This is a genomic window from Bartonella machadoae, assembly GCF_022559585.1.
GTDB lineage: Bacteria > Pseudomonadota > Alphaproteobacteria > Rhizobiales > Rhizobiaceae > Bartonella > Bartonella machadoae.
Genome location: NZ_CP087114.1, coordinates 1,801,588 through 1,828,031 on the forward strand (window position 1 = coordinate 1,801,588; position 26,444 = coordinate 1,828,031).

15 protein-coding genes and 2 pseudogenes are annotated in these 26,444 nt (G+C 36.6%); 7 read left to right on the plus strand and 10 right to left on the minus strand.

Translation table 11 applies throughout. The features are described 5' to 3' along the window. Window positions 1–215 precede the first annotated feature (215 nt). Entirely contained in the window at window positions 216–2,153 is a 1,938-nt protein-coding gene (dnaG, locus tag LNM86_RS08670; RefSeq protein WP_241437359.1) for a DNA primase, read from the minus strand. A gap of 135 nt (window positions 2,154–2,288) precedes the next feature. On the opposite strand from dnaG, the gene LNM86_RS08675 reads away from it, so the two are divergent. From LNM86_RS08675 to LNM86_RS08685, 3 genes are all read left to right on the plus strand, one after another. Further along, the gene (locus tag LNM86_RS08675) at window positions 2,289–3,506 is read left to right on the plus strand and encodes a mechanosensitive ion channel family protein (RefSeq protein ID WP_241437360.1); all 1,218 of its coding nucleotides are present in this window, start codon (window positions 2,289–2,291) and stop codon (window positions 3,504–3,506) included. A 66-nt stretch (window positions 3,507–3,572) separates the two neighbouring features. Beyond that, window positions 3,573–5,270: a Na/Pi cotransporter family protein gene (locus LNM86_RS08680; protein ID WP_241437361.1), complete on the plus strand. Its 1,698-nt coding sequence runs from the start codon at window positions 3,573–3,575 to the stop codon at window positions 5,268–5,270. 615 nt (window positions 5,271–5,885) lie between these two features. After that, complete coding sequence (locus LNM86_RS08685) at window positions 5,886–6,137, plus strand: GlsB/YeaQ/YmgE family stress response membrane protein (RefSeq protein ID WP_241437362.1); 252 nt, start codon at window positions 5,886–5,888, stop codon at window positions 6,135–6,137. A 464-nt stretch (window positions 6,138–6,601) separates the two neighbouring features. Here LNM86_RS08685 and LNM86_RS08690 read toward each other — a convergent pair whose 3' ends face one another. Further along, window positions 6,602–7,660 carry a phage DNA encapsidation protein gene (locus LNM86_RS08690; protein ID WP_241437363.1) on the minus strand — a complete coding sequence of 353 codons (1,059 nt, stop codon included), beginning with the start codon at window positions 7,658–7,660 and terminating at the stop codon, window positions 6,602–6,604. A 186-nt stretch (window positions 7,661–7,846) separates the two neighbouring features. Between LNM86_RS08690 and ubiC the strand changes: the two genes are divergently transcribed. The 4 genes and pseudogenes from ubiC to LNM86_RS08710 all read left to right on the plus strand — a co-directional run. Beyond that, on the plus strand, window positions 7,847–8,365 hold the full coding sequence (ubiC, locus tag LNM86_RS08695; protein ID WP_241437364.1) for a chorismate lyase: 519 nt from the start codon (window positions 7,847–7,849) through the stop codon (window positions 8,363–8,365). A gap of 350 nt (window positions 8,366–8,715) precedes the next feature. Next, window positions 8,716–8,958 (plus strand): annotated as a pseudogene (locus LNM86_RS08700) (integrase); the annotation flags it as partial. Between the two features lie 720 nt (window positions 8,959–9,678). Next, window positions 9,679–10,875, plus strand: coding sequence for a glutamine-hydrolyzing carbamoyl-phosphate synthase small subunit (carA, locus tag LNM86_RS08705; RefSeq protein ID WP_241437366.1), 1,197 nt, complete (start codon window positions 9,679–9,681; stop codon window positions 10,873–10,875). 404 nt (window positions 10,876–11,279) lie between these two features. Continuing rightward, a pseudogene (locus tag LNM86_RS08710) lies at window positions 11,280–11,637 on the plus strand (Arm DNA-binding domain-containing protein); the annotation flags it as partial. Between the two features lie 411 nt (window positions 11,638–12,048). On the opposite strand, the gene LNM86_RS08715 reads toward LNM86_RS08710, so the two are convergent. From LNM86_RS08715 to LNM86_RS08750, 8 genes are all read right to left on the minus strand, one after another. Beyond that, window positions 12,049–13,287 carry a type 2 periplasmic-binding domain-containing protein gene (locus tag LNM86_RS08715; RefSeq protein ID WP_241437367.1) on the minus strand — a complete coding sequence of 413 codons (1,239 nt, stop codon included), beginning with the start codon at window positions 13,285–13,287 and terminating at the stop codon, window positions 12,049–12,051. Between the two features lie 778 nt (window positions 13,288–14,065). Then, complete coding sequence (locus tag LNM86_RS08720) at window positions 14,066–14,845, minus strand: hypothetical protein (protein WP_241438895.1); 780 nt, start codon at window positions 14,843–14,845, stop codon at window positions 14,066–14,068. A gap of 76 nt (window positions 14,846–14,921) precedes the next feature. Next, a complete protein-coding gene (locus LNM86_RS08725) occupies window positions 14,922–15,419 on the minus strand; it encodes a hypothetical protein (protein ID WP_241437368.1) in 498 nt (165 codons plus the stop codon). 73 nt (window positions 15,420–15,492) lie between these two features. Next, entirely contained in the window at window positions 15,493–16,275 is a 783-nt protein-coding gene (locus tag LNM86_RS08730; RefSeq protein WP_241437369.1) for a hypothetical protein, read from the minus strand. A gap of 96 nt (window positions 16,276–16,371) precedes the next feature. Continuing rightward, window positions 16,372–16,881, minus strand: coding sequence for a hypothetical protein (locus tag LNM86_RS08735; RefSeq protein WP_241437305.1), 510 nt, complete (start codon window positions 16,879–16,881; stop codon window positions 16,372–16,374). A 79-nt stretch (window positions 16,882–16,960) separates the two neighbouring features. Continuing rightward, window positions 16,961–17,746: a hypothetical protein gene (locus LNM86_RS08740; protein WP_241437370.1), complete on the minus strand. Its 786-nt coding sequence runs from the start codon at window positions 17,744–17,746 to the stop codon at window positions 16,961–16,963. Window positions 17,747–19,225: 1,479 nt separating this feature from the next. Then, a complete protein-coding gene (locus tag LNM86_RS08745; RefSeq protein WP_241437371.1) occupies window positions 19,226–24,193 on the minus strand; it encodes a DEAD/DEAH box helicase in 4,968 nt (1,655 codons plus the stop codon). 601 nt (window positions 24,194–24,794) lie between these two features. Beyond that, complete coding sequence (locus LNM86_RS08750) at window positions 24,795–26,411, minus strand: YfjI family protein (protein WP_241437372.1); 1,617 nt, start codon at window positions 26,409–26,411, stop codon at window positions 24,795–24,797. Window positions 26,412–26,444 lie beyond the last annotated feature (33 nt).

The window sequence follows — 26,444 nt, forward strand, 5'->3', positions numbered from 1 at the left end:
ATTTTGTATACATATTTCATTCACACAAAAACGCGGGAAAACCCCAGAAGTTTCCCCGACACCTCTCAGCTTTTCTGAGATAATCTCTGTAGCATATAGTTAAGAACCAATTTCCCGCTTTTCCTAAAATTTAATCATCACTCTATAAAAATGTTGCTCTACATAAACTTCCTCATCTTCAGCCTTAGGTGACTGATTCGCGTCAAAAAAGCGAATCATTTTATCGTATCTTGGCTATTCCCGTCTATTTTTTCGTCTAACCAACTTCCAAATCCCTCAATTAACGCTTCTGTCGCCTGCGTCTGCTTCAACTCACTTTTTATTTCACGAAGCAGATTAAAGACCTCACTGTTAGGATTCTCTACAAGTTGCTCCTCAATATCTTGTAATCTCTTATGTAGGTGGTGTTCTTGAAGATGCAAGTAGAGAGCCTGTTTTAATATAGCACGAGCATCTTCTATAGGAGCTCCAATAAAAACAGAGCGCATACCAATATGTTGTACAAGATGTTTCATACGCTCTAGCAAAGTTTTTTGCCCTTTTTCTTCTAAGAGCGCAATCATTGTCTCTCTATCATGAAGCTGCTGATTTCCAAGAATTTCCAACATAGATTGATGAAAACAAACCAATTGCGTGTTTTGTAACGCCAGTTCAGCAAGAACGTCAAAATTTTCATACCATAATTCAGGATAGTGTGCTAAAATTAATAAAATAACGGCTTCACGCAGAGGAATAGATTGTGACGAATTCCGCACGATGTCAGAATTTGCCAAAACGGAAAAAGGTTGCTCTTTCAACATCCTATTTTGGAAAGGTTGTTGAAAGCGTCCAGCGCCATTTTTTTTCGAAAAAGCAGGACGAAAAAAATCAAAAAGCCGTTTCTTTATATCTTGCAAATAATAACGGCGTATATCATCATCCTTAATCGTGAAAATTTGTTGTTTCAGTTGTTTTTCCAGCGCTGCCCGCGCTTCTGGAGTTTCGAATTTTTTTCCATAAACAGCACGCCACCACAAAAGCTCAATCAATGGAATTGCTTTTTGCAAAAAAGAAGAAAAAAGTTGTGCGCCACCAGAAGAAACAATGTCATCTGGATCTTTCCCTTTTGGCAACAAAACAAAGCGTACACAAACCCCTCCCTTTAAAAGAGGCAAAACGCGATCAGCAACACGAAAAGCAGCTTTTAAACCGGCCTCATCACCATCGAAACACAAAATAGGTTCAGTCCCCATTTGCCATAAAAGTCCAATTTGCGCTTCCGTTAGAGCTGTCCCTAAAGGCGCTACCACGCCTTCAAAACCAACTTTCGTCAACGCAATTACATCCATATAACCTTCAACAACAACAAGTGAATGGATCTTTTCATCGCCAACGAAGCGACTATTTTTGCGCGCTGCTGCTGCATTGTAAAGGATATTTCCTTTATGAAACAACACTGTTTCAGGACTATTGAGATATTTTGCTGGTGCATCTTTTTCTAATGCACGCCCTCCAAAAGCCACCACACGTCCACGTAAATCCTCAATGGGGAACATAATACGATTTCTAAATCGATCATAAGAATCTGCATTATCTTCACTCAATTTGAGAAGCCCACAATCTTCCATTTGCTTGATGGAAATACCGCGCGCACTTAAAGCGTCTTTCAAAGCTGTACGTTTTCCTGGAGCAAAACCAATTCGAAAACGCTCTACAAGCTTTGGTGTCACCCCCCGCGCATCAAGATAACGACGCGCATTAACACCGTCTTTATCATGTAAGCTCTGTTGAAAAAAGTCTGTAGCAATTTTCATAACATCATAAAGATCAGCCTTTTCCATTTGACGCTTAAGACTTTGTGGATCAAAATGAGGTAATTTTATTCCCGCAAAATCAGCCAAACGTTCTACACTTTCTGAAAAGTGCAATCCATCAAGCTCACAAAGAAAAGTAAAAATATCACCACTCACACCACAGCCAAAACAATAATAGCGTCCTTTACGATCATCACAATGAAAACTTGGCGTCTTCTCACCATGGAATGGACAACAGCACCAAAAATCTCCTCGCGAAGGTTTGCTTTTCTTGGGATCAAATGTCACCCTTTGACCAATAACTGTCGAAATTGGTAATCTCGTGCGAAGATCATCAAGGAAATCGGGTGGAAAGCGCATTATCTCTCACAAAGTTTTAAAATTCTTTTTTGCATCTTTAACCACTTTAGAGCATAATTCCAATAATTCCTATTAAACGGTTGAAGTTTTTTCAAGCTTCAACCGCAAATTTTTCAAAAATGGAGAGGAGATAAAGTGATAAAATTTCTTGTTCAATATCCCTTGCTAGAATCTATTGTTTGGCTCATCATTCTTATTATCATTGCGCTGTTAGTCAATTTTTTAGCACGAAGCCTTCTTTTTCATGGAGTAAAGAGGCTCTCTTTCTTCCTTCCTAAGAAGACCACCGTTGATATTGAGTCTACCATTCGATATATCGCGAATATTATTGCAGCCTTTACTCTCTCTATTGGCATCAATTTTATACCAACACTCCCTGATGCCCTCAACACTGTTATAGGTAATGTTGCGAACGCCTTCATTGTTTTTGTGGTTGCCCTCGCCATTTCTTCCCTTCTCAATGTTATTAATATCCTTTATGAACAACAGCCAACAGCGCGGTTAAAACCAATAAAGGGTTATATTCAAATCGCTAAAATTGCGCTTTTTACTGTAGCTGCAATTCTCATGGTAGCGACATTAATTGATCGCTCACCGCTTATCCTTCTCTCCAGTCTTGGTGCAATGGCCGCTGTTCTCATGCTGATTTTCCAAGATACACTTCTTTCTCTGATTGCAGGCATCCAAATTTCATCCACCGATATGGTCCGTGTTGGTGATTGGATTCAAATCCCCAGTCTCGATGTTGATGGCGACGTCACTGAAATTGCACTTCATACTGTTAAAGTTCAAAATTTTGATAAAACAATCACAACTGTCCCTATCCGTAAACTCGTAACTGACCCTTTTAAGAATTGGCGTGGAATGGAAGAAGCAGGTGGACGGCGTATTAAACGGTCCCTCTTTATTGATCAATCAAGTATCCGCTTTCACACAGAAGAAGAACAAAAATATCTTTCTAGATTTAATTTGTTAGAAGATTATTTCACACAAAAAATACCAGAAATCGATCAATGGAATACGCAATTAGATAAAAATCATGACGTGTTAGCCAATACCCGCCGTTTAACCAACATTGGAACGTTTCGTGCTTATGTGTTTGCTTATCTAGAAAACCACAGCAGCATTGAAAAAAATATGACCCTCATGGCGCGACAATTACCTCCTACACCTGATGGTTTACCTTTGGAAATCTATTGTTTTACCAACACAACTGTTTGGCTAGAATACGAACAAATTCAATCTGATATTTTCGATCACCTTTATTCCATTCTCCCTAGTTTTGGTCTAAAGATTTTTCAAAATCCAAGTGGCTATGATTTTCGTAATATATTAGAAACGAAAGAAAAGTAGAAGAACCTCAATTTATGAATTTTTTAGACCAACATTCTTTATAACAACAAAGAAAGAGAAAGTATCATGAATAGTTCATTGGTACTCCTTCATCTTGCCGGCGCTATTTCTTTACTTCTTTGGGCCACCCGCATGGTGCGCACAGGTGTGGAACGTGCTTATGGTGATAGACTGAAATATAAAATGCGTCATGTTATTTCCAAACCTTTGTTTGCTGTAAGTTTTGGACTTTTTTCAGCGATGATTTTACAAAGCTCTACAGCAATCACACTGCTTGTTGGTTCTTTTGTTGAATCTGGTTTTGTCTCCGGTGTAGCAGGACTGATGGCAGTCCGTGGAGGAGAGTTAGGATCAGCATTTGTTGTCAAAATTCTTTCCTATGACCTTACTACTGTTGTGCCCCTGTGTCTTTTAATTGGCACGAGTATCTTCATGACGACTGAAAAACGTGAGTGGCGTCAAATCGGTCGTATTGTCATTGGTATTGGCTTGTTGATTTTATCCTTACAAATGATAAGCGCAGCCACAGAGCCTTTACGTGATAGCGCTCTTTTACCTAGCATCATTCGTTATCTTTCAACCGATCCTGTTTCTACTTTTTTGTTGGCAGCAGCACTCACCTATCTCTTACATTCATCCATTGCAGGAATTATTTTGCTGGTCAATTTCGCCAACTATGGCCTTATCCACGCTCAACTCTGTGTTGTCATGGTCCTTGGCGTTAATTTTGGCTCCTCTCTTATAGCACCGCTTTTAACACGCAATGCCCACCCTAATGCTCGCCTCGTTCCCTTGGGGAATTTACTCATGCGTGGCGCTGGTTCTATCCTAATCCTTGTCTTATTTCTCTCCTTTCAGCCACCAATCACGTGGCTTGGCAATACCCCCTCTACGCAAGTTATCAATGCCCACATCATTTTTAACGTTTTTATTCTCCTTGCTGGCATACCACTCTCTCAATCGGTTTTAAAACTAACCACTAAAATTGTCCATGTGAGTACAAAAAAAACGCAAAGTGATAAAACACTGAATTTATCTGATCAAACCGCTCTTGATGATAGCGTTCTTGAACGTCCAACGTTAGCGCTTTCGAATGTCATGCGCGAAGTCATTCATATTTGCGACCTTGTGGACATCATGCTAGAAAAAATCATGGGACTTTATGAAAAACCTGATCCCGATATCATCCGTGAGCTTAACCAACTAAACACCATATTGGACAAAAAGCATACCGCAATCAAACTTTATCTCGCCCAATTAGCTGGACAAAAATTGTCTGATGAGCAAGCCCTGCAAACACAAGAACTACTAGGTGCTTGTATAAAATTAGATCAAGCAGGAGACATCATTATCCATAATATGCTTATGCTCGTGAAAAAGAAACAACAAAAAGGTCTACAATTTAGCAGTGAGGGATGGAATGACCTCCTCCGCTTCCATAGCATTGTTCTAGCCAATGCGCATATCGCCTTTAATGTTCTTGTCTCGCGTGATACACACACCGCGCGTTTACTTGTACAGAAAAAAGATCAACTCCGAAGCTTAGAAAAAGAAATGAGCTTGAAGCATTTTAAACGCCTTCGTGAAGGTGATCTTAAGAACATAGAGTCGTCCAGCCTTCATCTCGACACTGTACGCGATTTGAAACAAATCAATTCTCTTTTAACCTCAATGATCTATCCCATTTTAGAAGCACAAGGACTTCTCCAAAGCTCCCGCCTACGGAATTCTGCTGAACAACAAACAGCGAAACCTTCCCCTTGAGAACATTTGCACAATAAACGCATCACATAGATGATTGAACGTTGCGTCTCTAAATACCTTAGTCAAATCAAATACTTTTAAAAACCACAGTACTAAGCAAAGAAATACACCATAAAAAATATAAACTTTCATCTGTTTGCAAAAATGATATGTTTTAAAAGCTTTAAACGAATATAATGGTTTGTGAAAATTACAATAACACCATTTTAAAATATCATTTCAAGTATTATTGATATCGTATGAGCAAGCTACCCTTCAAACTTTTTGAATATCGATTGTGCTTGTTTCTTTACTCATATCATCTTAACTTTTTTAACCTGTTACAGGAATTGACAATAAATCTCCTCATAAATACAGTTTTTATATTTTCAAAATACTTTTTCTTTACGTAAAATGATTGCGCATTTCAGCCCTTTTGGATATTATCAAAGGAGTGCTGTGTATTTATGCTTTTACAGATATAATATTGCACATGTAAAATATTTGCACGAATAAAAAATAGCGAAGTAAATGTAACAAAGTTTTTAGCAGTAGTATCCCTCCTTAAAGTAAAAAAGTGAATCTTGATCTTTATAAAGCTTACCCTAGTTAAGATTTAGGCAAAGGAGAATATAAATGGAAGACGCAAATATCGGCTGGATTGCAGCTATTATTATCGGCGGCCTTGCAGGTTGGGCTGCGCAATATTTTATGAAAAGCCAGACAGGAGTGTTTCTAAACATTATCTTAGGAATTATTGGAGCTGCATTAGCCAGTTTTATTTTCAGCCTTTTAGGTGTAAGCTTTTCTGGTTGGCTTGGTTATCTCATTTCAGGTTTTATAGGGGCCTGCGTCCTTATCTGGATAGGAAGAAAAGTCCGATCATAAAACATTTATTGGTTTTTAAGGCACTTTTGATACCTCAATAAAAAATGAGGATATTTTTGCCATAGCCCTTAAAGTCTTAACCAACGGGGAAGTGATGGTGGGATGCTCAAGCAGTGTTCTTTTTACATCACTATCCCCTTTTGGTCATTATTCCATCTATTTTAGCCTTCCCTCACTTCATTGTTAAACGAGAAACAACAAAAGCTTTTACGAGCCATCCTCCTCTCCCAATCTGTTAAAATCTCTTTATACCAGTATGGAAAACGGTATTGTTCCAGTGCAATCCTAGCTTACTTTTCACAGTTGACTTAAATATCACTGTTTGTAACCTCTGATTACTCAAATACTATTGCCTATACTCAAATTGTTAGAATTAGATTGGAAAAAATAATATACTTATTGTATATGTATATATTTATTTTATGTGAATATTTTATTTATTAATGTATATTATTTCATAATAATCAGACCTTTTTAATAAAAGGTTCCATAGCTCTTTTTACATCCGGTGTATGAAAACAAACATCACCTTCTCTAATAAATTTAGCTAACTGTTTTAAATGGAAATCTTTTGAAATTTTTCCTTTAATTGCATTTTCATACAAAACATCATTATCTATACTATATGTAATATATCCGTCAATTCTCCCCTTTTTGATGAATAGTTTTTCATTTGCAAAAAATACAGCTAACTCTTGCCCATCTATAATAAGATTAAAGAATGGTTTTTTATGTACAGATTTCATCTTGTCTACAAAAGTAAAATCGTCTTTAAGAAGGGTGTTTGCTAGAACGGGTGCACCATAACTTATGTTTCTAATTGACCTTGCAAAACGAGTATTTAATTTTTTTTCTAAAAATTCTTTTCCTACAGTATGGCCTATTAGAATACTCCGAGAGCTATAATGAGTAAATTCATTATTTTCATGATCATATAATTCAAAAAAGTCAAAATAAGGATTAGATCTTGAATTACTGCTTCCAAGACATATTACTCTACCATCATTACGGTTTTTGAAAACAGTTTCACATAAGCTCACTAATTTTTGTGGTTCATCTCTTAAGTACCTATTATTTTCACAAATATATTCCTCGAATATAATAGTTTTAACGTTTGGAAATGCGTTCTGTTTGTACTGATGCACTAAAGATAAAGGTATGAGGTAACCACATATTTTATCATGTTCAGGCTTAGTTACAGGAGTTTTTTTGTAACTCTTACTCCATTTCACTCTTTCCAAATTATTTAAATGCGTTTCTGGATTATAAATAATACAATCACCTTTACATCTAAACTCAAATGACCTGAGTATTCCCTCATTTTCTAAAGAACTAAATAAGCCATCTGCTATTCTTCCTATTTCTGCTTTTGTGCGTCTTACATAGATAAATTCTTCATTTCTTTTTTTATAGGCATTACAAACGAATTTTAAGGTACTAAATGTTTTTCCCAAGCCCCTGTTGCTATCAAGAAAATTCCACAGTGCATTATATGAAAGAGCTTTAGATAAATCATAAAACATGATATTTGACCTTTTCTCATGGAAATACGACTCATCATATAATTTTCATATCTCCTCTTTTAAATAGCTCTTATATCTTTTTTCCGTTTAAAATCTTGCTGCCTTTACATTTCTATATTACAATGGGAATGTCTGTTCGTATTCTCTAGCATATCACATGGAACACGGTTTTGGATATGGAGTAAAATGATGTCTGAATCCCGAGATTCCATCTTGCCGCCTTTACAGTGGCTATCTGATCAAGATCCTCCAATACCAGAAAATATCCGTGATTGGCTCATGGAAACAGGCTCGATGACGCTTCGATTGAAAAAATACTGTACCTGCATACGAGTCGAACCACAACGTGAATGTTTTATTACACGGGATAAACTGAAAGAAGAAGTACAACATCTCCCTGATAGCTCACTTTACTGGTTACGCGAAGTCATACTGATGGGTGACAATCAACCTTGGCTTGTTGGACGCACTGTAATACCGCAAGAAACGCTCTTCGAACACAATCAAGAAATTATGTATCTGGGCACAAAACCATTGGGACACTATCTGTTTAACAATGGAAACTTAACCCGCGATTACATTCATATTGGCCAACAAGGCGCACTGTGGGCACGCCGTTCGCGTTTGCGATTAAAAAACAAACCATTGCTGCTAACAGAATTATTTTTAACGGCTTCACCCCTTTACACAACAAATCCCGCATAAGTGATAAAAAGAATATCCTAAAAAAGAACATGACATAAAATAGATGGCAGATGTTTTCGTTATTCATTAACAAAAAATATCTCTTTTCTTACTTTAACAGATGCATTTTATGGTGTTTTCTCTAATGGATATGACTTCATAGCGTTAGGTTATGGGCTTTTTAAAAGGCAATATATTGATTTATAAGGAATCATTTATCTTTTTGCCCATTGAATGAGCCCCCAAATATTGTAAAATTCTCTCATTGCAAATCCTCTCATTTTGCATCAAATGAAATCATTTATTTGCATGTCACAAATGGGGCGAGCATATGGGTAAAAACTTTAAAGAAAGAAGTAAAAAGGCTTCTTATGAATCATCTAAATACCAAGAGTTATTGCAACATTGAGGTCTGGTAAAGAAAACGATGGTATCGGCTTACACCTTCACAAACATAAAGATGGTAGTGTTAAAAGGCTTTTCCGCTATACAATCCATGGACGCCGTCGTGAAATGGGCTTGGACACCTTTAAAAATGTTTGTTTTAAAAAAGCCGTGAATGTGCAACACAATGGCATTTTGTTTTGCATGAGGGTCGTGACCCCATTCAAGAATCACTGGTGATAATGACCAGCGGCACTTTTCTGCTCGATAGAATTTTCTACAACTTTTTACAAAATTTTAGAAAATTTCTTTTCTTTGTAGAGAGTCCCCTTAGCAAGACCATCTGACACAGATCACTTAATCTCCTATATTTTCTTGTACTAAAACTACAGAAAAGACTTGTTTTACTCACATCTCAGCAAATTAATGGACAAGAAGCTTATAAATAACCATCCTTCTTTCTAGCGATTCTAAGCAAACAAACTCTTTATAAATACATATTGCCCTCTCATTTTATTTCGTCATTTCAACTCAAATAAATTGTCTATGATAGCTTCCCACTTCTCATTTTTTTCACAATGGTAAAAAAATTACAATCTCTAACCCAGCAAGTCACGAAACAAAGTATGGCGAGATAGACACTTTTCTGCACCTCCAAAATAAGCACCTTATTACCCAATCAATTGGGTCAAACAATGAAAATTATCCTCATTCTATCCAATGAAAAAAAGCTTCTTCTCCGTAATCCTTATAGATCTTACATTGCATGATAAAAAATAATAAATATCGGGATTTTAGAAAATTCAAAAACAGGACTTTACCTCTTCATAGAATATACCTATACTCTTTTTCTCAAGCACAATATTGTAAACAATCTATACAAAAGCTGTTATGCTTTTATATAACGTTGGTTGTTTCTACCTTTTAGAAATCAATCGTGAGCACACACTATGACACAAACTGCCCCCTCTCGCGGTCCTTGGCGCGTAAAGAAACCTACAGCCCTCTTAATCTTAGCTGATGGAACGGTTATTGAAGGAAAAGGCGTAGGTGCAACAGGCATTGCTGAAGGTGAAGTTTGTTTCAACACCGCTATAACAGGCTATGAAGAAATCCTCACAGATCCATCATATACGCAACAAATTATCAACTTTACTTTTCCTCATATAGGAAATGTAGGGACAAATAACGAAGATATCGAAGATCTCACACCCATCAACTGTCATGGTGCAGTAGGTGCTCTTTTCAAAGCCGACATTACACATGCCTCGAACTATCGTGCAAATAAAAACCTCGATCAATGGCTTAAAACACGTAAAATTATTGCCCTTTGCGGCATTGACACACGTGCACTCACCATTCTTATCCGAGAAAAGGGAGCACAAAATGCTATCATTGCACATGATCCTCATGGGAATTTTGACATCCCTTCGCTAAAGAAGCGTGCTCAAAAATGGTCTGGTCTCCTTAATCTTGATCTCACAAAAGAAGTCACATCTCAATCATTAAAGCAATGGGATGAAAAGCCATGGATATGGAATAAAGGGTATCATACAAATAATGTGCACAACCTTCATATCATAGCAATTGACTATGGCATTAAGCGTAATATCCTCCGTCTTATGGCTACCCAGAATGCACGCATTACCATCGTGCCTGCGCACACAAATGCAAAAGAAATTCTAGCTATGAATCCTGATGGTATTTTTCTTTCCAATGGTCCAGGCGATCCAGCAGCGACAGCGCAATACGCCATTCCAACGATTAAAACATTGATTGAGCATAATTTGCCACTTTTCGGTATATGCCTTGGTCATCAACTTTTAGCTCTCACTCTTGGAGCAAAAACCATAAAAATGCACCAAGGACATCATGGTGCCAATCATCCTGTTAAAGATCTCAACACTGGAAAAGTTGAGATTGTATCAATGAACCATGGTTTTGCCGTAGATACGAGCTCTTTACCACCCCATGTTCAAGAAACACATATTTCCCTCTTTGATGGTTCAAATTGTGGCATTCGCATAATTGGAAAACCTGTTTTCTCTGTTCAACATCATCCCGAAGCCTCCCCAGGCCCACAAGACAGTCACTATCTTTTTCAACATTTCAGCGAACTTATCATGAATTATAAAAAGACAACTTAATTGTAATGCTCTTCTCTTCAATCGCTTCCCTTAAATTGTATCCTTTCATTTCGTAAAAACATACAACTTTTCAGGATAGAATATAATCTGCTTCTAAAGCTTACACGTTTTATTGACCTCATAGAACTTGAAAACGTATTCTTATCAAGAAAGATCTAAAAGAATGCGTTTATCCACAAAGCGAAAACAATCGTTATAACGATAAAGACACAAAAACTTCATAATAAAAACAAAGCATTGATTTATAATGATAATTTACTGTTTTACCTGTTGAATGAGATCCCCGAATATTGTAAGATTCTCTCATCTCAAATCCCCGTATGTTGAATCAAGTGAAACGATGTTTCCGCACATCATAAGCGGGGTTGGTGTGTGGGGAGAAAACCGTTTAGAAAGAAGCAAAAATGCCTTTAATGAATCGTCTCAATACCAAGGGCTGTGCAACATTGGGGGCTGGCAAAGAGTATGATGGTGCCGGCTTGCGCTTTCATAAGCGTAAAGTGGTGGTGCTCAATGGCTTTACCGTTATACCATCCACGGGCGGCGTCGTGAAATGGGATTGGGGACTTAAAAAATGTCTCTTTAAAACAAGCGCGTGAATGTGCAACACAATGGTTTTACATGAGGGGGCATTCTGTTTTACATGAGGGTCGTGACCCCATTAAAGAACGTGACAAACAAAAGCGTGCGGCAATGCGTAATCTGCATTATTTAAAAGATATTGCGTTGGATGCTTTTGAAAGCCGTAAAGCTGAATTAAAAGAAGCACCCCCAAAATGAAAAACCGCATTTTCATATGTAAATTATTCGAAAAGAAATAGATAAAAAAGAGAATCCAATATTAAACTTAGAGAAACAACAAAAGCCATCGCTCCCTGCAACTCTTCTGATGCATTTACTGAAGACCTATTCTGGAACAATAGCGTACATCGGAGCATGAATAAGACATTGAAGCATGGTACAAAACCAGATAAGCTATCTAACCTTGAGTTACAAATGTGTAGCCAAGCATAGCAACCAATGCAAAAAGGAAACCCAACATCGCAACATGCCAATTGCTCCATCGCTTAGAAAAATAAGGTGGAATAAGAGATACCAAAACAATCTGACCTATACAAAGCAGCAGAAAATTTTTTAAGTCCACTCTTTAGTCACATATCCTTCATGATGTGCTTACACCATTCTTTGAAGGGCATTGATAATTTCATCATTGGAAAACTTTGTTCCCCCTGTTAACAACTTGACTACGTCCTTTTCTATACGTTCTCTCTCCTTTAAGGCCGCTTCTTTAAAAGGATTCCACGACTTTTCAAGTGCCACTATACGAATACAACCGTGGATTCTATTATAAAGATCAGCATAATTCGCTTCTCTATCGACAACTTTCTTAACAGCAGCAACTTTATCGGCTCCGAAAATCTTTGCAAATCTTTTATAAAAAACACCCGAATCGAAAATCTGTTTTGCCGTGGAGACCTGATCGGTCGTTTGCCTTATCCCATGGGAAAGTGCTTCCCTTGCTGCTTTTTTAAAGTATTCTTGTTGTTGCTCCGATAATTCATCAAAAATTTTATTAAATGGCTTCTTATCAATCGTCTTGCTAAGGATTTTCTCTCCCTCATCAATAGCATCTATACATAAACTGTATTGATGATAAATCGCCCGTCCCTTCGTATATTTAGACGATATATCATCCATAATCTCTAATAATTTTTCCCGCATGCCTATTAAGATGCCTATTAAGATGCTAACTTTACTATCATCTCCCGTTTTCCTCGCTGTATCTATCATAAAACGAAGTCTATCCTGCGTTTCATGAAGTACTCCCATATCCGGTTTTTCCTTGAGAAGACTAAACTTTTGAGAAGAAAACGGGATAACGTTGTTCCCACCATTCATGAACAGCTCTACCCCTTCATCATAAGCTTTTTTGAAATAAGGGCGCTTCATCAACTCATTAAGAACACCATAATATTCTTCCCCTATCGGTGTCTTTTTTGCTATTTCATAAAGGGATTCTTCTGCTGCATCCCGACTTGCAATAAGATCATCTTTTAAAACTACAATATTTTCACGAGGAATAAAATGTTCATCAGCTGCCTGATGAATACGTTCTCCTCCTCCCTTCGCTCTTATGCTGGCTCTTTCCATCAAATCAAGAAAAGCATCCGGATTTCTTGTTAAAATTTCAAAGACAAGATTCTGTAATAAAGGACTGTGATCAACAACATAATCATGAGGGCTGTTTGAACGCGCAAAAGATTCTCCAAGCGCCTCAACAGTATCTCTGTTTAAATTCTTACTAATTTCTCTTAATGTTTCTCTTGGAATGCCTCTTAATGATAAAGAGGATAATGAAGAAAAACACAATAAAATCAGTATATTAAGTGCATTTATTTTATATGAATCCACCTATGAATCCACACTTTTATGCACGATTCAATTGATCATTTTTTATAAACAATAGCCATCTATAAACAGAGCATAAAAAGCAAATCATGATGCCAATGTTATAACATATGAGAGCATTCAAATAAAATGCAAAGCAGTTATCATTCATAACATCTCATAAATTTTACAAGACGTTTTTATCACATAATCGCATTGTTAAAACGCAATTGAATATGAGGGCTTGTTCAAATGCAGATACTTGAAACGTTCTTTAAGAGGTTAATCCAAATTTGGATTGAGTGATTAGGGTCTCCTCAAAAATGAGGGCACCTTTTTTCATAAGCAGAGAGAAGTTGAGAGATAACATAATTAAACGCAGATGTTTAAAAGAGAGCTCTATAGCTGTTTTTTGTTTTATGAGAGATTGCTTTAAAAACCAACGCTTGCTTTTGATTGACTTGATATAACTTTACAAAGCGTTTTGAGAAGGTGCTTTCTTTCAAATTGACCACCTCAAAAATGAGGGCATTGTTATGAAGAGGTTTTAAATCATTACAGAACTAACATGTTTTTTCATTCAAATGTGATGATCTAAAAGAACGCTTTCATATATATTATTTTGGATAAGTTTTTATAAAGAGACCAGAGAGCTTGCAATATAATACGTCTTGTATATATGCATTTATTACTCCATTAGAGTTGAGACATGAAAGCCGCGTCACGTAAAATGGCACGGCTTTCTTTTTTGCACTCTTGTCTTTTGAAATGGTATAAAACCAACGCCCCCCGCATTTATTGTTTATTCTTCAGTATCAATAATCTCTATAAGAATATCGCTCTTATTAACCTCCTTATTTTTGGGAACCTCTCTTATCTCACTTTTTCGATTCAGTTTTGCACGCCCACAAGCACGACCAAAGACCTTGATAGTATGAGAAACCTGAGCTTTACCATAAACAGAGCCATAAATTTGCGCACAGCCACTCACTTTTGCATAGTCATAAACCTTGCCATAAATTTTGGCACGGCTATTAACAACAGCATAGCCATAAACATGCGCAGTGCTAAAAAGACAAGCAGAGCCTAACACTCTAGCGTTGCCATAAAGCCTTGCATATTCAAAAAGATAACTATTATGAAAAAGATGCGCATTGCCATAAACATGGGCTTCAATTGAAACGCGACTATTGCCATAGACACGAGCCTTGCCATAAACATAGCCAGCCACATGCGCACTATCATAAACAAATGCATTGTCATAAATTTTTGCATATTGAGAAATAAACACCTTATCATGCACCTGAGCATTGCCATAGACAAGACCACAAATTTGCGCATTGCCTCGTATTTTTGCATTCTCATAGACACGGGCATGTTTATAAACCAATGCATTATCATAAACCCAGCAAAGACCGTTATGAGAAAGATTTTCTTCCTTTTCAATAAAGCCACCGAGTTGACCAGCCTTGACATCAGAAAAGCTTTTTAAAGCCTGAATGCGATAAAGCGTTGTAATTTTTTGTGTAATTTTATCTTTCAGTTGTTTTGTTTCATTAGTTAGTTTGTATTTTTTGGACATCATAAAACCCCTCACAATCTCTTTTGTGAAAAAAGTTGCATGGAAAATGTTGGAAAAATGGAATGACCGCGGCGCTTTAAAGCTTTAAAAAGGCTTTATTACGCAGCCAGATGATTTTTATTTCATTATTGGAAAGCAATTCGATATAAGACCTTGTTTCAATATCATCACGTGTCTTTTCTAAAATCATAACAATGCCGTGACTATGAGCATTTTCACAAATATGAACATAATTGACGACACGGGCGTGATCATAAATTTGTGCATTACCATAGACATGAGCATGGTCATAAATGATCGATTTACCAAGAACGATTGCATTGCCATAGACATAACCAGCGATAATAGCGTTATGATAGACCCTAGCATTTTCAGAAACCCGACCTGAGTTTAAAACCAGAGCATTACCATAAACCCAGCAATTGCCATCATGAGAGAGGTTATTTTCATTTTCGATAAAACCACCGAGTTGACCAGCCTTGACATCAGAAAAGCTTTTTAAAGCCTGAATGCGATACAATATGCGATTACCAAAGAGACGCGTTTCATTTGTAAGTGCAAATTTCTTTTGCATAGGAACAATCCTTATAGAATGAAATTTGAAATGAAAGAATTTGGAAAGCAGGCGCCCCCGCAACGCCTGTTATTTACGTTGCTTCATTTTCGATAATTTTTTCACGATTATTGATTATAACATCATCACTTACTTCATTACGAACATACGCATTTCCAAATATTTTTGCATTGCCATAAATCTTGATATTTTTTTCAATAACCGCTTTTCCATAAACCCTAGCATTTTCAAAAATATGAGCACCCTCACTTACATAAGCAGAGCCCGATACTTTTGCATTGCCATAAACAGAGCCATTCACATAAGCACTATGCAAAACTTTTGCATTTTCATATATTTTTGCCTCTATAGTAATAAAGGCTTTTCCATAAACCACGGCATTGTCATAAACTTGACCACAAACCTTGGCATTCCCATTAACCACGCACTTGCCATAAACCCACCCCTTGTCTCGAAACCACATATTCCCTGAGATACTAGCATGATCATAAACCTTGGCATTGTCATAAACATGGGTATCATGACCATAAACTTTAGCATGATCACTAATAACAGCATTCCCATAAGCTTTAGCATGTTTAGCAACAACAGCTTCATTACGAAGTTTTGCATTTTCAGACACGACGCCATTGTCAGCAACCCACGCCTCATCATAAACCCAGCAATTACCATCATGAGAGAGGTTATCTTCATTTTCAATAAAACCACCCAATTGACCAGCCTTGACATCATCAAAATCTCTTAAAGCACGAATGCGATAAAGATTTATAGGCACAAATTTACCATCCTTATTTTGGTAAATTTCTTTGATTTCATTTGTTAATTCATATTTTTTAGTTACAACTGTACTAATCATGAGAAAACCCAATCTAAATAATCGATAAAATTTGAATGAAATGTTCTTAAGAAGGGGGCGCCCCCGCCGCGCCCGCGGTGTTATTTATGCTGCTTTTTATGGACGACACATTACAAAGGAAATCTCGCCATAAGGAGAGAGCCGTTCTGTATAAACATTCTCTCTTGTATTGCTATAGGCATTTTTAGTAACAATAGCCATGCCATAGGCACTTGCATTTTCATAAATATGGACATTACTGATAATTTTTGCACTATCAAAAACCCGTGCGTTATCATAGACATGGGCATTGGCAAAAACCTTGGCAAAATCATAAACATGCGCATTGCCATAAACAAAACCACCAACCGCAGCATTGCCATAAACCCTAGCATTCTCATAAACACGACCGGGTTTTAAAACATACGCATCATCAGCAACCCAGCAATTGCCCTCATGAGAGAGATTACTCTCATCTTCAATAAAGCCCCCCAATTGACCAGCCTTAACATCATCAAAGTCTCTCAAAGCACGAATGCGATAAAGGGTATGATTATCAAAAACACGGGTTTCATTTGTAATTTCATATTTTTTGGATACAATTTTAGATACATTTATAGTGGTCATAGGGAGCTCCTAATCTATAGTTAGTAAAATTTTGAATGAAATTTAGAGAGGGGCGCCCCCGCCGCGCCCACGGTGTTATTTACGCAGCATCTTTAAGAGACTGATCGTTAGTACAAATATCATCACGAATTTTTATATGGCTATTAACCACGGCATTGCCATAAATTTTTACATGATGATCGATATTTGATTTACCATAAACCTTGGCATTATCATAAATTCTTGCCAAGCAACCAACGCGCGCCGAGCCAGAGACTTTTGCATTGCCATAGACACTTGCATAATCCTTAATCCAGGCATTGCAAAAGACATGGGCATTATCATAAATATGTGCCCATACATAAATACGTGATTTACCATAAACATGGGCATTTCCAAAAACATAGCCACAAATATGTGCCCTCTCATAAACCCGTGCGTTATCATAAACCTTGGCACCATCAGCAATAGTAGCGTTATCACTTACAACGGCATTGCCAGAGACATGACCACAGACCCTAGCGTTATCGTTAATTTTTGCATTTTCATAAACATGAGCTTTATAATCAAACACCCATGCCTTGCCATTTACAGTAGCATTTCCATAAACCTTGGCTTGTCTAAAAACTTTAGCTTCTTGATAAATTTTAGCATTCTCATAAAGCTTGGCATCCAAAAAAACCGCGGCATTATCATAAATCCAACAATTGCCATCATGAGAGAGGTTATCTTCGTTTTCAATAAAGCCACCCAATTGACCAGCCTTTACATCATCAAAATCTCTTAATGCGCGAATGCGGTGTAAAGTAATCCCATCAAAAGTGAAGTTTTCAGTGGTTAATTCATATTTTTTGGATGATTTTCTATTTTTAACAGTAGCATTCATGGCTAGTGTCTCCTTGTAGTAATAAAAGTTTTGAATTGACACCCTATAAGGGCATCGGGCGCTCAAAACACGGCTACAAGTCCGTTGTTACGCTTTTCCTTCGAAAAGGTATTGTATGGCGTAACTACACCCGACAGAATCTTAATATACTAACAAGAGCATAAAAGACAGCCAGTTTTTTTAGATTAGGGATTAGGTTTATCGTAACCCATCCGCTTGTAGATTAGTGTTTTGATCACTTGAGTATTTATATAACAAATTACGTATTTATTGTCAACTATCTTTTATTCTTTTTTGTGTTTTTTATAATTATTTTTTATACCATTATGTATAAATATGCGTCATATGCTTATGAATAGTTTCTGTTTTATTGCATCTATTTGACTCTATATTACGCAATTGCGTTATTTTTCTCTTTTAAACATCATAATAACTAAAAACGCTCTCATAATGCCTATTTTTAACTTTATAACGCATCATTATTTTTATGAGATAACTTGTGAATATTTTTGTGAATTTTTTATAAGAGGTTTGTAATTTAAACAGCTTTATAGAGACCGCGTCTTTATAACCAGCGCTTTTGATTCAAATCTATTGTTTTGATTCATTCTCTATAGCCACCGCATCATTCTCATAAAAAGGATAATATGATCATGCGGTTTTGATTTTTATAAAAACATTTTGAATTCTTGTATCCTTATCAAAATGCCTTTTTATGGGCTTTTGTCTCTTTTGTTTGTTTTGTCAGTTAATTTACCCCCCCCCTTTTATTTAAAAAAATTGAGATAAAATAAAAACATTATATTTCAATAGGTTAGTATTTTTCAAAATTTTAAAACATCACGTATAAAAGCAATGTGAGTAATATAGACAATTAATGACACGCATTTTGTCTGTTTTGTCAAATTTTGTCAGTAAATTTTAAAAGACAATTGTTATGATTAGAGTGCGTGTTTAAATCATGTTTTATGAGAGGAAATATGGCTCTTTAAATGCCTTTCAAAAGACAAGAGATGGTTATGAGGCGTGTTATAAAGAGTAACTTATCAATTTAAAGGGGGTTTTGAGTTTTGAAACTTTGTGTTTTAAAGAAAAAAACACTAAAAAGATAAAAAGTATTATATTTCAATATATTAAGTCTTATCAATGCTTCAAAAAACAATCTCTCTTGATAAATACAACCTATTAATACGCATAATTCTCTTTAAAGAGAGCTTATGAGAGATATGATAGCATCATTTGAGATTGCGATATAATCTTTTAAAGGCAATGTAAAAAAATCTCATTCTATTTAAGATGGGATTTCTTAAAAACCTTAAAGCAATCCAAATAAGAGTGTCTAAAAGTGCAAGGCTTCTCTTTTTAGAATAGCGCATAGTAAATCATTCCTTTTAAGATTATAGGTAAGCAACCTAATAAGAAAGTATAGATTATGGTTATAAGATCTATACCCCTTATGAGATTGGCATGTTCATAAGTCTATTCAGTTTCTCTTAATTCTAGATTTGGTAAGTTTTTAACAATCTTCATTGTTTCTAAACTTACCGTAATAACCCTTTGGAATAATTCCAATGGATAAGCAGGGTTTCCAACGGTCTCAATAGCATAGCGATTGGCATCATTAACAATGCCACTCTTTTTATCAGTCTTTACACATTGCCGCCCCATAACCCATTCAAGAGCGGGTTTACCATTTACAATATACTCATAAGCTTTAAGAGGAATGTCTGTTATCGTAATATTACTGTTATAAAAAACAGTGCTTTTATCCTTTTCCTTGCTATTGCCAGCGAATTTCATTTCTGTAACGTAATAGAATTTCTCAGGATTAGGGATATCGGTAAGTTTTGGATTGCCTTTTTTAAAGGTCACGGGATAAGGCTCTACCATTTCATAATTGACGTGTAAATTGCCTAATTCACGCCCCGCATTAACAAATGCCCAAAAATCCTTAACACTCTTTACGCAAGGGATGCGAGGGATCTCTTTACAGAGGTTATCAGCATAACGGGCACGATAATCTTCTGAATGCAAGATTCCGTAAACATAATAGAAAATATCATCTTTGGTGATGTTCTCATTAGGATAAGCAGTTTTAAAATGTGCTAATCCTTCATCTGTAATGGCATCACGGCGTTGTAAACCAGCACTTTTGCTTTCTTCTGTAGAATTTGTAAATAAATGAGATTGGGTATTAGTTTTATTTTTTGAAAGCGCAACATCTTCATAAAGGTATAGTGGAAAACATTGGCTATTATCTATCATACTTACATCAGGTAAAGTATTAATCATCAAAACAGAAAAGCTGTTTCGTGCTCCTACAGCAGAAGCTTGTATTATTCTATTATTAACCGCTTTTCCTATAGGGAATATACGCATCTGATAAGCACCATCGCAGTTGAGAGCAGAATCACAATAAAGCCACTGTCGTGTAAAAGGACGATATAAGCTTTTGATAAGATAATTTTCCTTAAAGTTGAAAGCCTTTCCTTTTATCAAATCTTGTTTGAGATTATAACTCCAACTTATTTTACTCACATCCGAGTCAACAAAATCATTTACAGCATTTGCACGTATTGTACGGTTATTATGTGGATAAGTATCATTAAAACGTTCTACTTCACTATTATAGAAGTTAATCATATTACGCATATTGTTTTCTAAAAGCCTAAGGCTTGAGTTATATGCCCACGCATCACGGCTGGTCATAATGCCACGAGAGTAAGTCTCAAAAAGTTTTTTACCACGACCTTTCTTAACACCCATAGCTATAAATGTTTCAAAGCTGTCATCACGTTGATTTATCCAATCACCATGCTTGTCTGGTGTAATGAGTTGCCAACTTGATTTATCCGCAATACCATCAATACTCCTAAGGTATTCAAGAGCAGCGAGTTTTTCTTTTGTCGTAAGATTATTACCAATATCATGATAGTAAATTTTACAATCTCCAGAAACATTGGGATTTTTAATAAATAATGTCACAGCAATACCGGTCATACTACCATTGCCAAAAACATTTTCACCTTCTTCAGCTCTACCACCACTTAACATGTTTTTACGAAGATCACCCCGTAAATTGAGTACATAAATACTCGTAAATTCCTTGGCTAAAGATTTGCGTAAACTGTCCATAGTTGGCTTTTCTATGTAACCAGAACCAGAAACAAAACCGATAACCCCAGCATTTTCAATACGGTCACTTGCCCAGCGAATTGCTCGTATATAACTATCATAAAGCGCTCGTATATTCGTTGCTTTTGACTGAGCAACATAGGTTTCACGAATACGGTCATCTAAGAGGGGATAAGGAGTATTCTTGGCATTATCATTTTCATTCTTTTGCCCCACGGAATAAGGAGGATTGCCAAAGATAACTTCGATATTCAGGTTTTTCTGAAGTTCCAAATATTCACTGTTTTCTTTAAACAATTTTTGCAGCAGATTTTTCTCTTCAAGCATCTGAAACGTATCGGTTAATCCAATATGTTTGAAGGGGATATAATCTCCTTTCATAAGACTATGATAGGTCGATTCAATATTAATCGCTGCTATGTAATAAGCTAAAAGAACAATCTCATTGGCATGGATATCATGACGGAACTTATATTCCATATCCTCTGGTTTTATCAGATTGGATTGTAAAAGCCTTGTGATAAAGGTACCTGTTCCCGTAAAGGGGTCAAGAATAGAAACACCCCGTGAACCCAAGCTCTTGCCAAATTCCTTGCGTAAAACATCATCAACCGAATGAATAATAAAATCCACAACCTCAACAGGGGTATAAACAATGCCAAGCCTATCTGTTGTCTTTTTAAACGCCTTGGCAAAAAAGCTTTCATAAAGCTTGATAATAAGGTTCTGTTTTGCATGAGGTTCGGTAATCCCTGCTGTACAGAACGTGATACTTTTGTAAAATTTATCAAGATCTTTCAACTCTTCTTCGATATTCGTTTTATCGAGTTCAATGAGTATTTTGTCCATTGCTTGCGAGATGGCATTGTTCTGTACGAATTCATTGCCCTCAAACAAAGCTTTAAATATAGGACGCGTTACAAGATGCTGCGCTAACATCTCAACGGCTTCCTCTTGTTTTATTTCACTGTTTACATTGTTTTGTAATTCCTTATGAAATGCATCAAAAGCAAGGTAAGTTTTGCTCTTGTTATCGGAAAGCGTATCATGAAGATGGACGATATGGTTTTGCGCAATCTCAGCAACATTGTTCGCCCAAATGCCCCAATAATCCGTGATTTTAAAACTATCCAGAAAAATGGCTTTGACAAAATCAAAAAATTTAGAACGGTGGAATAAGTCTTTTTGCTCTTTATACCACGTTTGAGATTTGTTTTCTGCTGTTCCTATGGTACGTCCAGAACTTTCTGCTTTTGCCGGTATCGAGATCTCATCAACCGTTGTGGTGAGCTCTTGTAATTCATTGGCACGCTTAATCTCTATAATCTTAATCGTATGACTGCTATCTTGTCCTAAAGACATTTGATTAATCGTCCTAGCAAACCTTTCATCATGGGAATGTAAAGCATGCAAAACTTGCCAAACAACACGATATCTCTTATTGTTTCGTAAAGCTTTTTTAGCTTCTAAGTGTGAGGGAATGATAATCGGTAAAATGATATAACCTGTTTTCTTATTGGGAGCCCGACGCATCACACGCCCCACCGCCTGTATCACATCTACTTGGCTATTACGCGGATGTAAGAACATGATCGCATCAAGAGCAGGGACATCAATCCCTTCAGAAAGACACCTTACATTGCTTAAAATCCGACAAACGTTTTTACCGGCATCTCCTTTAAGCCAATCCAGTTCTTCATTGCGTTTTTTGACACTTTGCTTTCCGTCAATATGTCTTACTTCACAGTTGAGAAAGGGAACTGTTTGAAGGAAATCATTGATATGAGATTTGATAATTTTATTGAAGAGCTTTGTAATATATTGAGAGGTATTGATATCTTTGCAAAAAGCCAAAGCACTCTGCATGGGCTCTGTATCATCCTCATCAATAGCTGCTTCCTTATCTATTTTGGTCAGGGCTCTATAACAGCCAATAATTTTTGCAGCATCATCTAAATCAATTTCACGGTTTTCATTGGCAATAATATCCTGTATGGCTGGTGTAATATAGGTTTCATCAATGCCTAAGACCACAATCTTGTAAGGTGTTAAAAGTTCATTATCGACAGCTTCCGCAAAGCTATAATGATGCAGTTGTTTGCCATAAAGCGTTTCATCATCCATAGAAGCCAGCACGGCATTAATCTCATCCGCACGCCTTTTAGCAGTATCACTAAAAATGCGCGGGGTTGCCGTCATGTACAGACGTTTTTTTCCCTGAACAATAGTGTTATCATGAACCTTGACAAATTCAGATTCATTGTCGTCACTTCCTAAGGATGTCCCAGTTGTTCTATGAGCTTCATCACAAATGATCAGATCAAATTCAGGTAAACCATGATCTTTTTGTGCATCCGATATCACTTGTATCGAATGATAAGTCGAAAACACCACCGTCATTGCATCTGCTTGGTTTTCACGAGCTTCTTTGGCAAGTGCTTGTGCATCCGTTGTAGCAGGCAATGCAAGATCGGATGTTTCCATTTCAATAATATCATCTTGATTTTTACGACGCTTGCCAACTTTTGTATCCGAACAAACAGCAAAGGAATGCAATGGAATTTGTGCATCCGCTGTCCATTCCCTTATGGTTTGTGAGACTAATGCAAGAGAAGGTACCAGAAATAAAACCCGCTTGCCTTTTCCGGCTATTTGTTCTGCTATCTTAAGACTGGTGAAAGTTTTACCTGTTCCACAAGCCATAATCAGCTTGCCACGGTCTGCTTCTTGTAAACCCTCACAGACTTTCTGAATTGCTTCTATCTGATGAGGGCGTGGTTCTTTTGTCGATTTAAGGACAACTTCTTCTTTTGTTGCAAAGATTTGCCAGTCTATACGACTGTTTTCCATATGACGAAGGTCAATGCGATAAACCGGTATCGCTTGTCCTTTAATCATTGCATTCACATTGTCACTTAAATTCACTTCAGTGCTATCAACCAGAAGGCGATATTTGAAGATGTCTTTCCCAGAGGCAGCAATAAAGCTATCAATATCCTTTTTACTGATCTGATGATCTGCTTCATAAAATTTGCATTGAATAGCAACATACCCATCTCGATTACGGAGTTTTGCAACCAAATCAATACCGATATCATTTTTATTCCAACCTTCACGCTCTTTAGCCCACTCGTAATAGCTCTGAACCTTTTCATATCGCCCATAATGAAGCGGGTCATGCATAAGGTATTTAGTAACAAAACTTTCAAAGATTTTTCCTTTTTTTGCATTTGAGGTTGCCTGTTGGCGATAAGACTGTAAGAGAGCGCGTAAAGAGGGTTGTTTCTTATCAGAATTGAGAGATTGAGACATTATTCAATAAACTCCATTGCCTTATGAGACTCAAAAAATCACAATGGCGTTTCATAAATACATTTAGAACAAATATCGAGTACCCAATAAACCAAAATGGCGCGAAAACCTATCAAATGCGTCAAAAAAATTTACAAGATGCAATTATAAACAGCCTATAAACAGCAAAGTAGTAAAATTTACTATTCGTTTTATGGAAATAAAAACAAATGCGAATCGTGTTTTAAGAGATCAAAATGATTGTTTCGAAGTGTTTTATGATCTCAAAATATCATAACAATTGTCTATTAAAATTTACCGACAAAAATTGACAAAACAGACAAAACTCAAATCACTGATGGTCTATCTTACTCACATGGCTTTTATGCATTGGATTGCAAAAATTTGTATAATGCTAACCTATTGAAATAGAATGTTTTTATTTTTTCTCTCAATTTTTTTAAATAGGAGGGGGGGTAAATCAACAGACAAAACTGTCAAAAGAGACAAAACTCTTTTTACAAAAGAATTCTGATCATTTCCTTTGCAGAAGGTTACCTAACAGAATGCCATTGAAAAGAGTTTTGCAAAATTGTTTTGAGAAGCTTTAAAAGAGCTTTCTTCATTGCTTAATACTCTGATTTTTTACCAAAGGATGCCATTCATAGCGTATGGTAGAACGACCGCCTTTTTGCTCCTTGTCATCACAGATTTTACGAAGATAGTTGCAACGGCATAAAACATCTAAAGCTGTTTTAACGGCTTCTTTGTCTTTTAAATGCGTCCAGCAGCGTCTGTAGATATCACGAGCAGTAAAAACCTCAGGTAAGCAATTACAACGCTCTATAAGCAAATTTGCACGCTCTGTTGTTAAGCTATCATCCGCCGCATAAAGACGTTTCGCATGACTTAACAAATAGGTTTCCCAACGCAAGGCTGTTTGAAGGGCTTCTTTATTGATTTCAAAACGACCACCTTCGACAAGTTCAAAAATCAAAGCAAGACTTACTATGGTTTTGTCCATTTTTGCACAATGGGATTGCAAAGCTTCAGAGAGATCATCCCTTCTGATCGCTTTCTGATGATTTTCCCACCACTCACTAAACATCTCTTGTGCATCGGGAGAAAAACGCATGGTCGTTGGATGTTGAGAAGATCCTACCGGTTTATCATAAAGCGAACGAAACACTTTTTCATAAGCTTCCCATGCCTTTTGATTGGGATATTCATCCCTCCATTCTCTCTCTTTATTGTTATCGGGCCATACCATCAGTTGAAACCGTTGCAATAAACCATCATCGTTTATCCCACGGTTTATCGCTTGTACAATAGGAATAATCCGAGAAGGTTGAATGCCTCCTATAATGGAAAGTGTTGCATTGGGAATATAAATTGTTCCACGTTCTATACGGTCATAGGTATAAGGAGAATTTCCATTAAAAGCCGTTAGATAAAAAGAACGGTCAGTCTGATATTCCTTTCTTTCCATATTAGCTAAAAAACCAGAAAGTTCATCGCGGACCATTAATAACCCGCGCGGGTTTTCTCTCAGTAATTCTCCAAGCTTTTCAACCGTTGCATCATTGACGAGAAGACGTCGTTTAACAAGAGTTTCATCCTCACTTTCTTGATCTTCAAGAGGTTCATTAAGAAGAGCGATAGCTTGTTGCTTGTTTTTATTTTTAAAAGCTTTTCGGGCTTGTTTTTTCTTTTCTTGTCTCTCTAATTCAATGAGAAGATTTTTTGTCTCTTTCTGTTTTTTCTGTTTACGCCATTGTTGATACCATTCATTTTGAAAGGAATAAAGAGGAGCGAGAGCGGCTTGCATATCAGGTGTTTTGAGAGTTGCAGATCGCCCGATAATGGCGCCCCATAGATTAGGGACAATTTTCCAATTGTGCGTATTTTGTTTTGGAGCAATGCGAATTCCATTGCCAATCAGGGCAGCTAACCCACACAGAGCCGAGACAGCAATAAAATCGAGAGAAGATTGTTGGCATTCAGCCACGTCATAAATATAGTCTCGTAAAGTTGAAGGCATTTGTTCGGGGTGAAAAGGTTCAACCGGTAAAAGCGCTTTGTTTATCGGTTTTAATTCGCCCCATCCCATTTGTTGCAAAGCCTGTTCATAAGGAATGGCTTGTAAACAGGGATGCTCCTTTAAAGAGACAGGGGTGTTATCGTTATCAGTATTATTTACAGAACTATTTTCATTGTTTTCTAGAATATTTTTTGTCATTTTTTTAGCTTTCATAATTGAATAATAAAATGT

What these genes read in the sequence shown, in the direction of transcription:
- ubiC (WP_241437364.1), top strand. Translation starts at nt 7,847, where the DNA reads ATGATGTCTGAATCCCGAGATTCCATCTTGCCGCCTTTACAGTGGCTA.
- LNM86_RS08730 (WP_241437369.1), bottom strand. Translation starts at nt 16,275, where the DNA reads ATGATTAGTACAGTTGTAACTAAAAAATATGAATTAACAAATGAAATC.
- dnaG (WP_241437359.1), bottom strand. Translation starts at nt 2,153, where the DNA reads ATGCGCTTTCCACCCGATTTCCTTGATGATCTTCGCACGAGATTACCA.
- LNM86_RS08740 (WP_241437370.1), bottom strand. Translation starts at nt 17,746, where the DNA reads ATGAATGCTACTGTTAAAAATAGAAAATCATCCAAAAAATATGAATTA.
- LNM86_RS08735 (WP_241437305.1), bottom strand. Translation starts at nt 16,881, where the DNA reads ATGACCACTATAAATGTATCTAAAATTGTATCCAAAAAATATGAAATT.
- LNM86_RS08725 (WP_241437368.1), bottom strand. Translation starts at nt 15,419, where the DNA reads ATGCAAAAGAAATTTGCACTTACAAATGAAACGCGTCTCTTTGGTAAT.
- LNM86_RS08680 (WP_241437361.1), top strand. Translation starts at nt 3,573, where the DNA reads ATGAATAGTTCATTGGTACTCCTTCATCTTGCCGGCGCTATTTCTTTA.
- LNM86_RS08685 (WP_241437362.1), top strand. Translation starts at nt 5,886, where the DNA reads ATGGAAGACGCAAATATCGGCTGGATTGCAGCTATTATTATCGGCGGC.
- LNM86_RS08720 (WP_241438895.1), bottom strand. Translation starts at nt 14,845, where the DNA reads ATGTCCAAAAAATACAAACTAACTAATGAAACAAAACAACTGAAAGAT.
- carA (WP_241437366.1), top strand. Translation starts at nt 9,679, where the DNA reads ATGACACAAACTGCCCCCTCTCGCGGTCCTTGGCGCGTAAAGAAACCT.
- LNM86_RS08745 (WP_241437371.1), bottom strand. Translation starts at nt 24,193, where the DNA reads ATGTCTCAATCTCTCAATTCTGATAAGAAACAACCCTCTTTACGCGCT.
- LNM86_RS08690 (WP_241437363.1), bottom strand. Translation starts at nt 7,660, where the DNA reads ATGTTTTATGATTTATCTAAAGCTCTTTCATATAATGCACTGTGGAAT.
- LNM86_RS08750 (WP_241437372.1), bottom strand. Translation starts at nt 26,411, where the DNA reads ATGACAAAAAATATTCTAGAAAACAATGAAAATAGTTCTGTAAATAAT.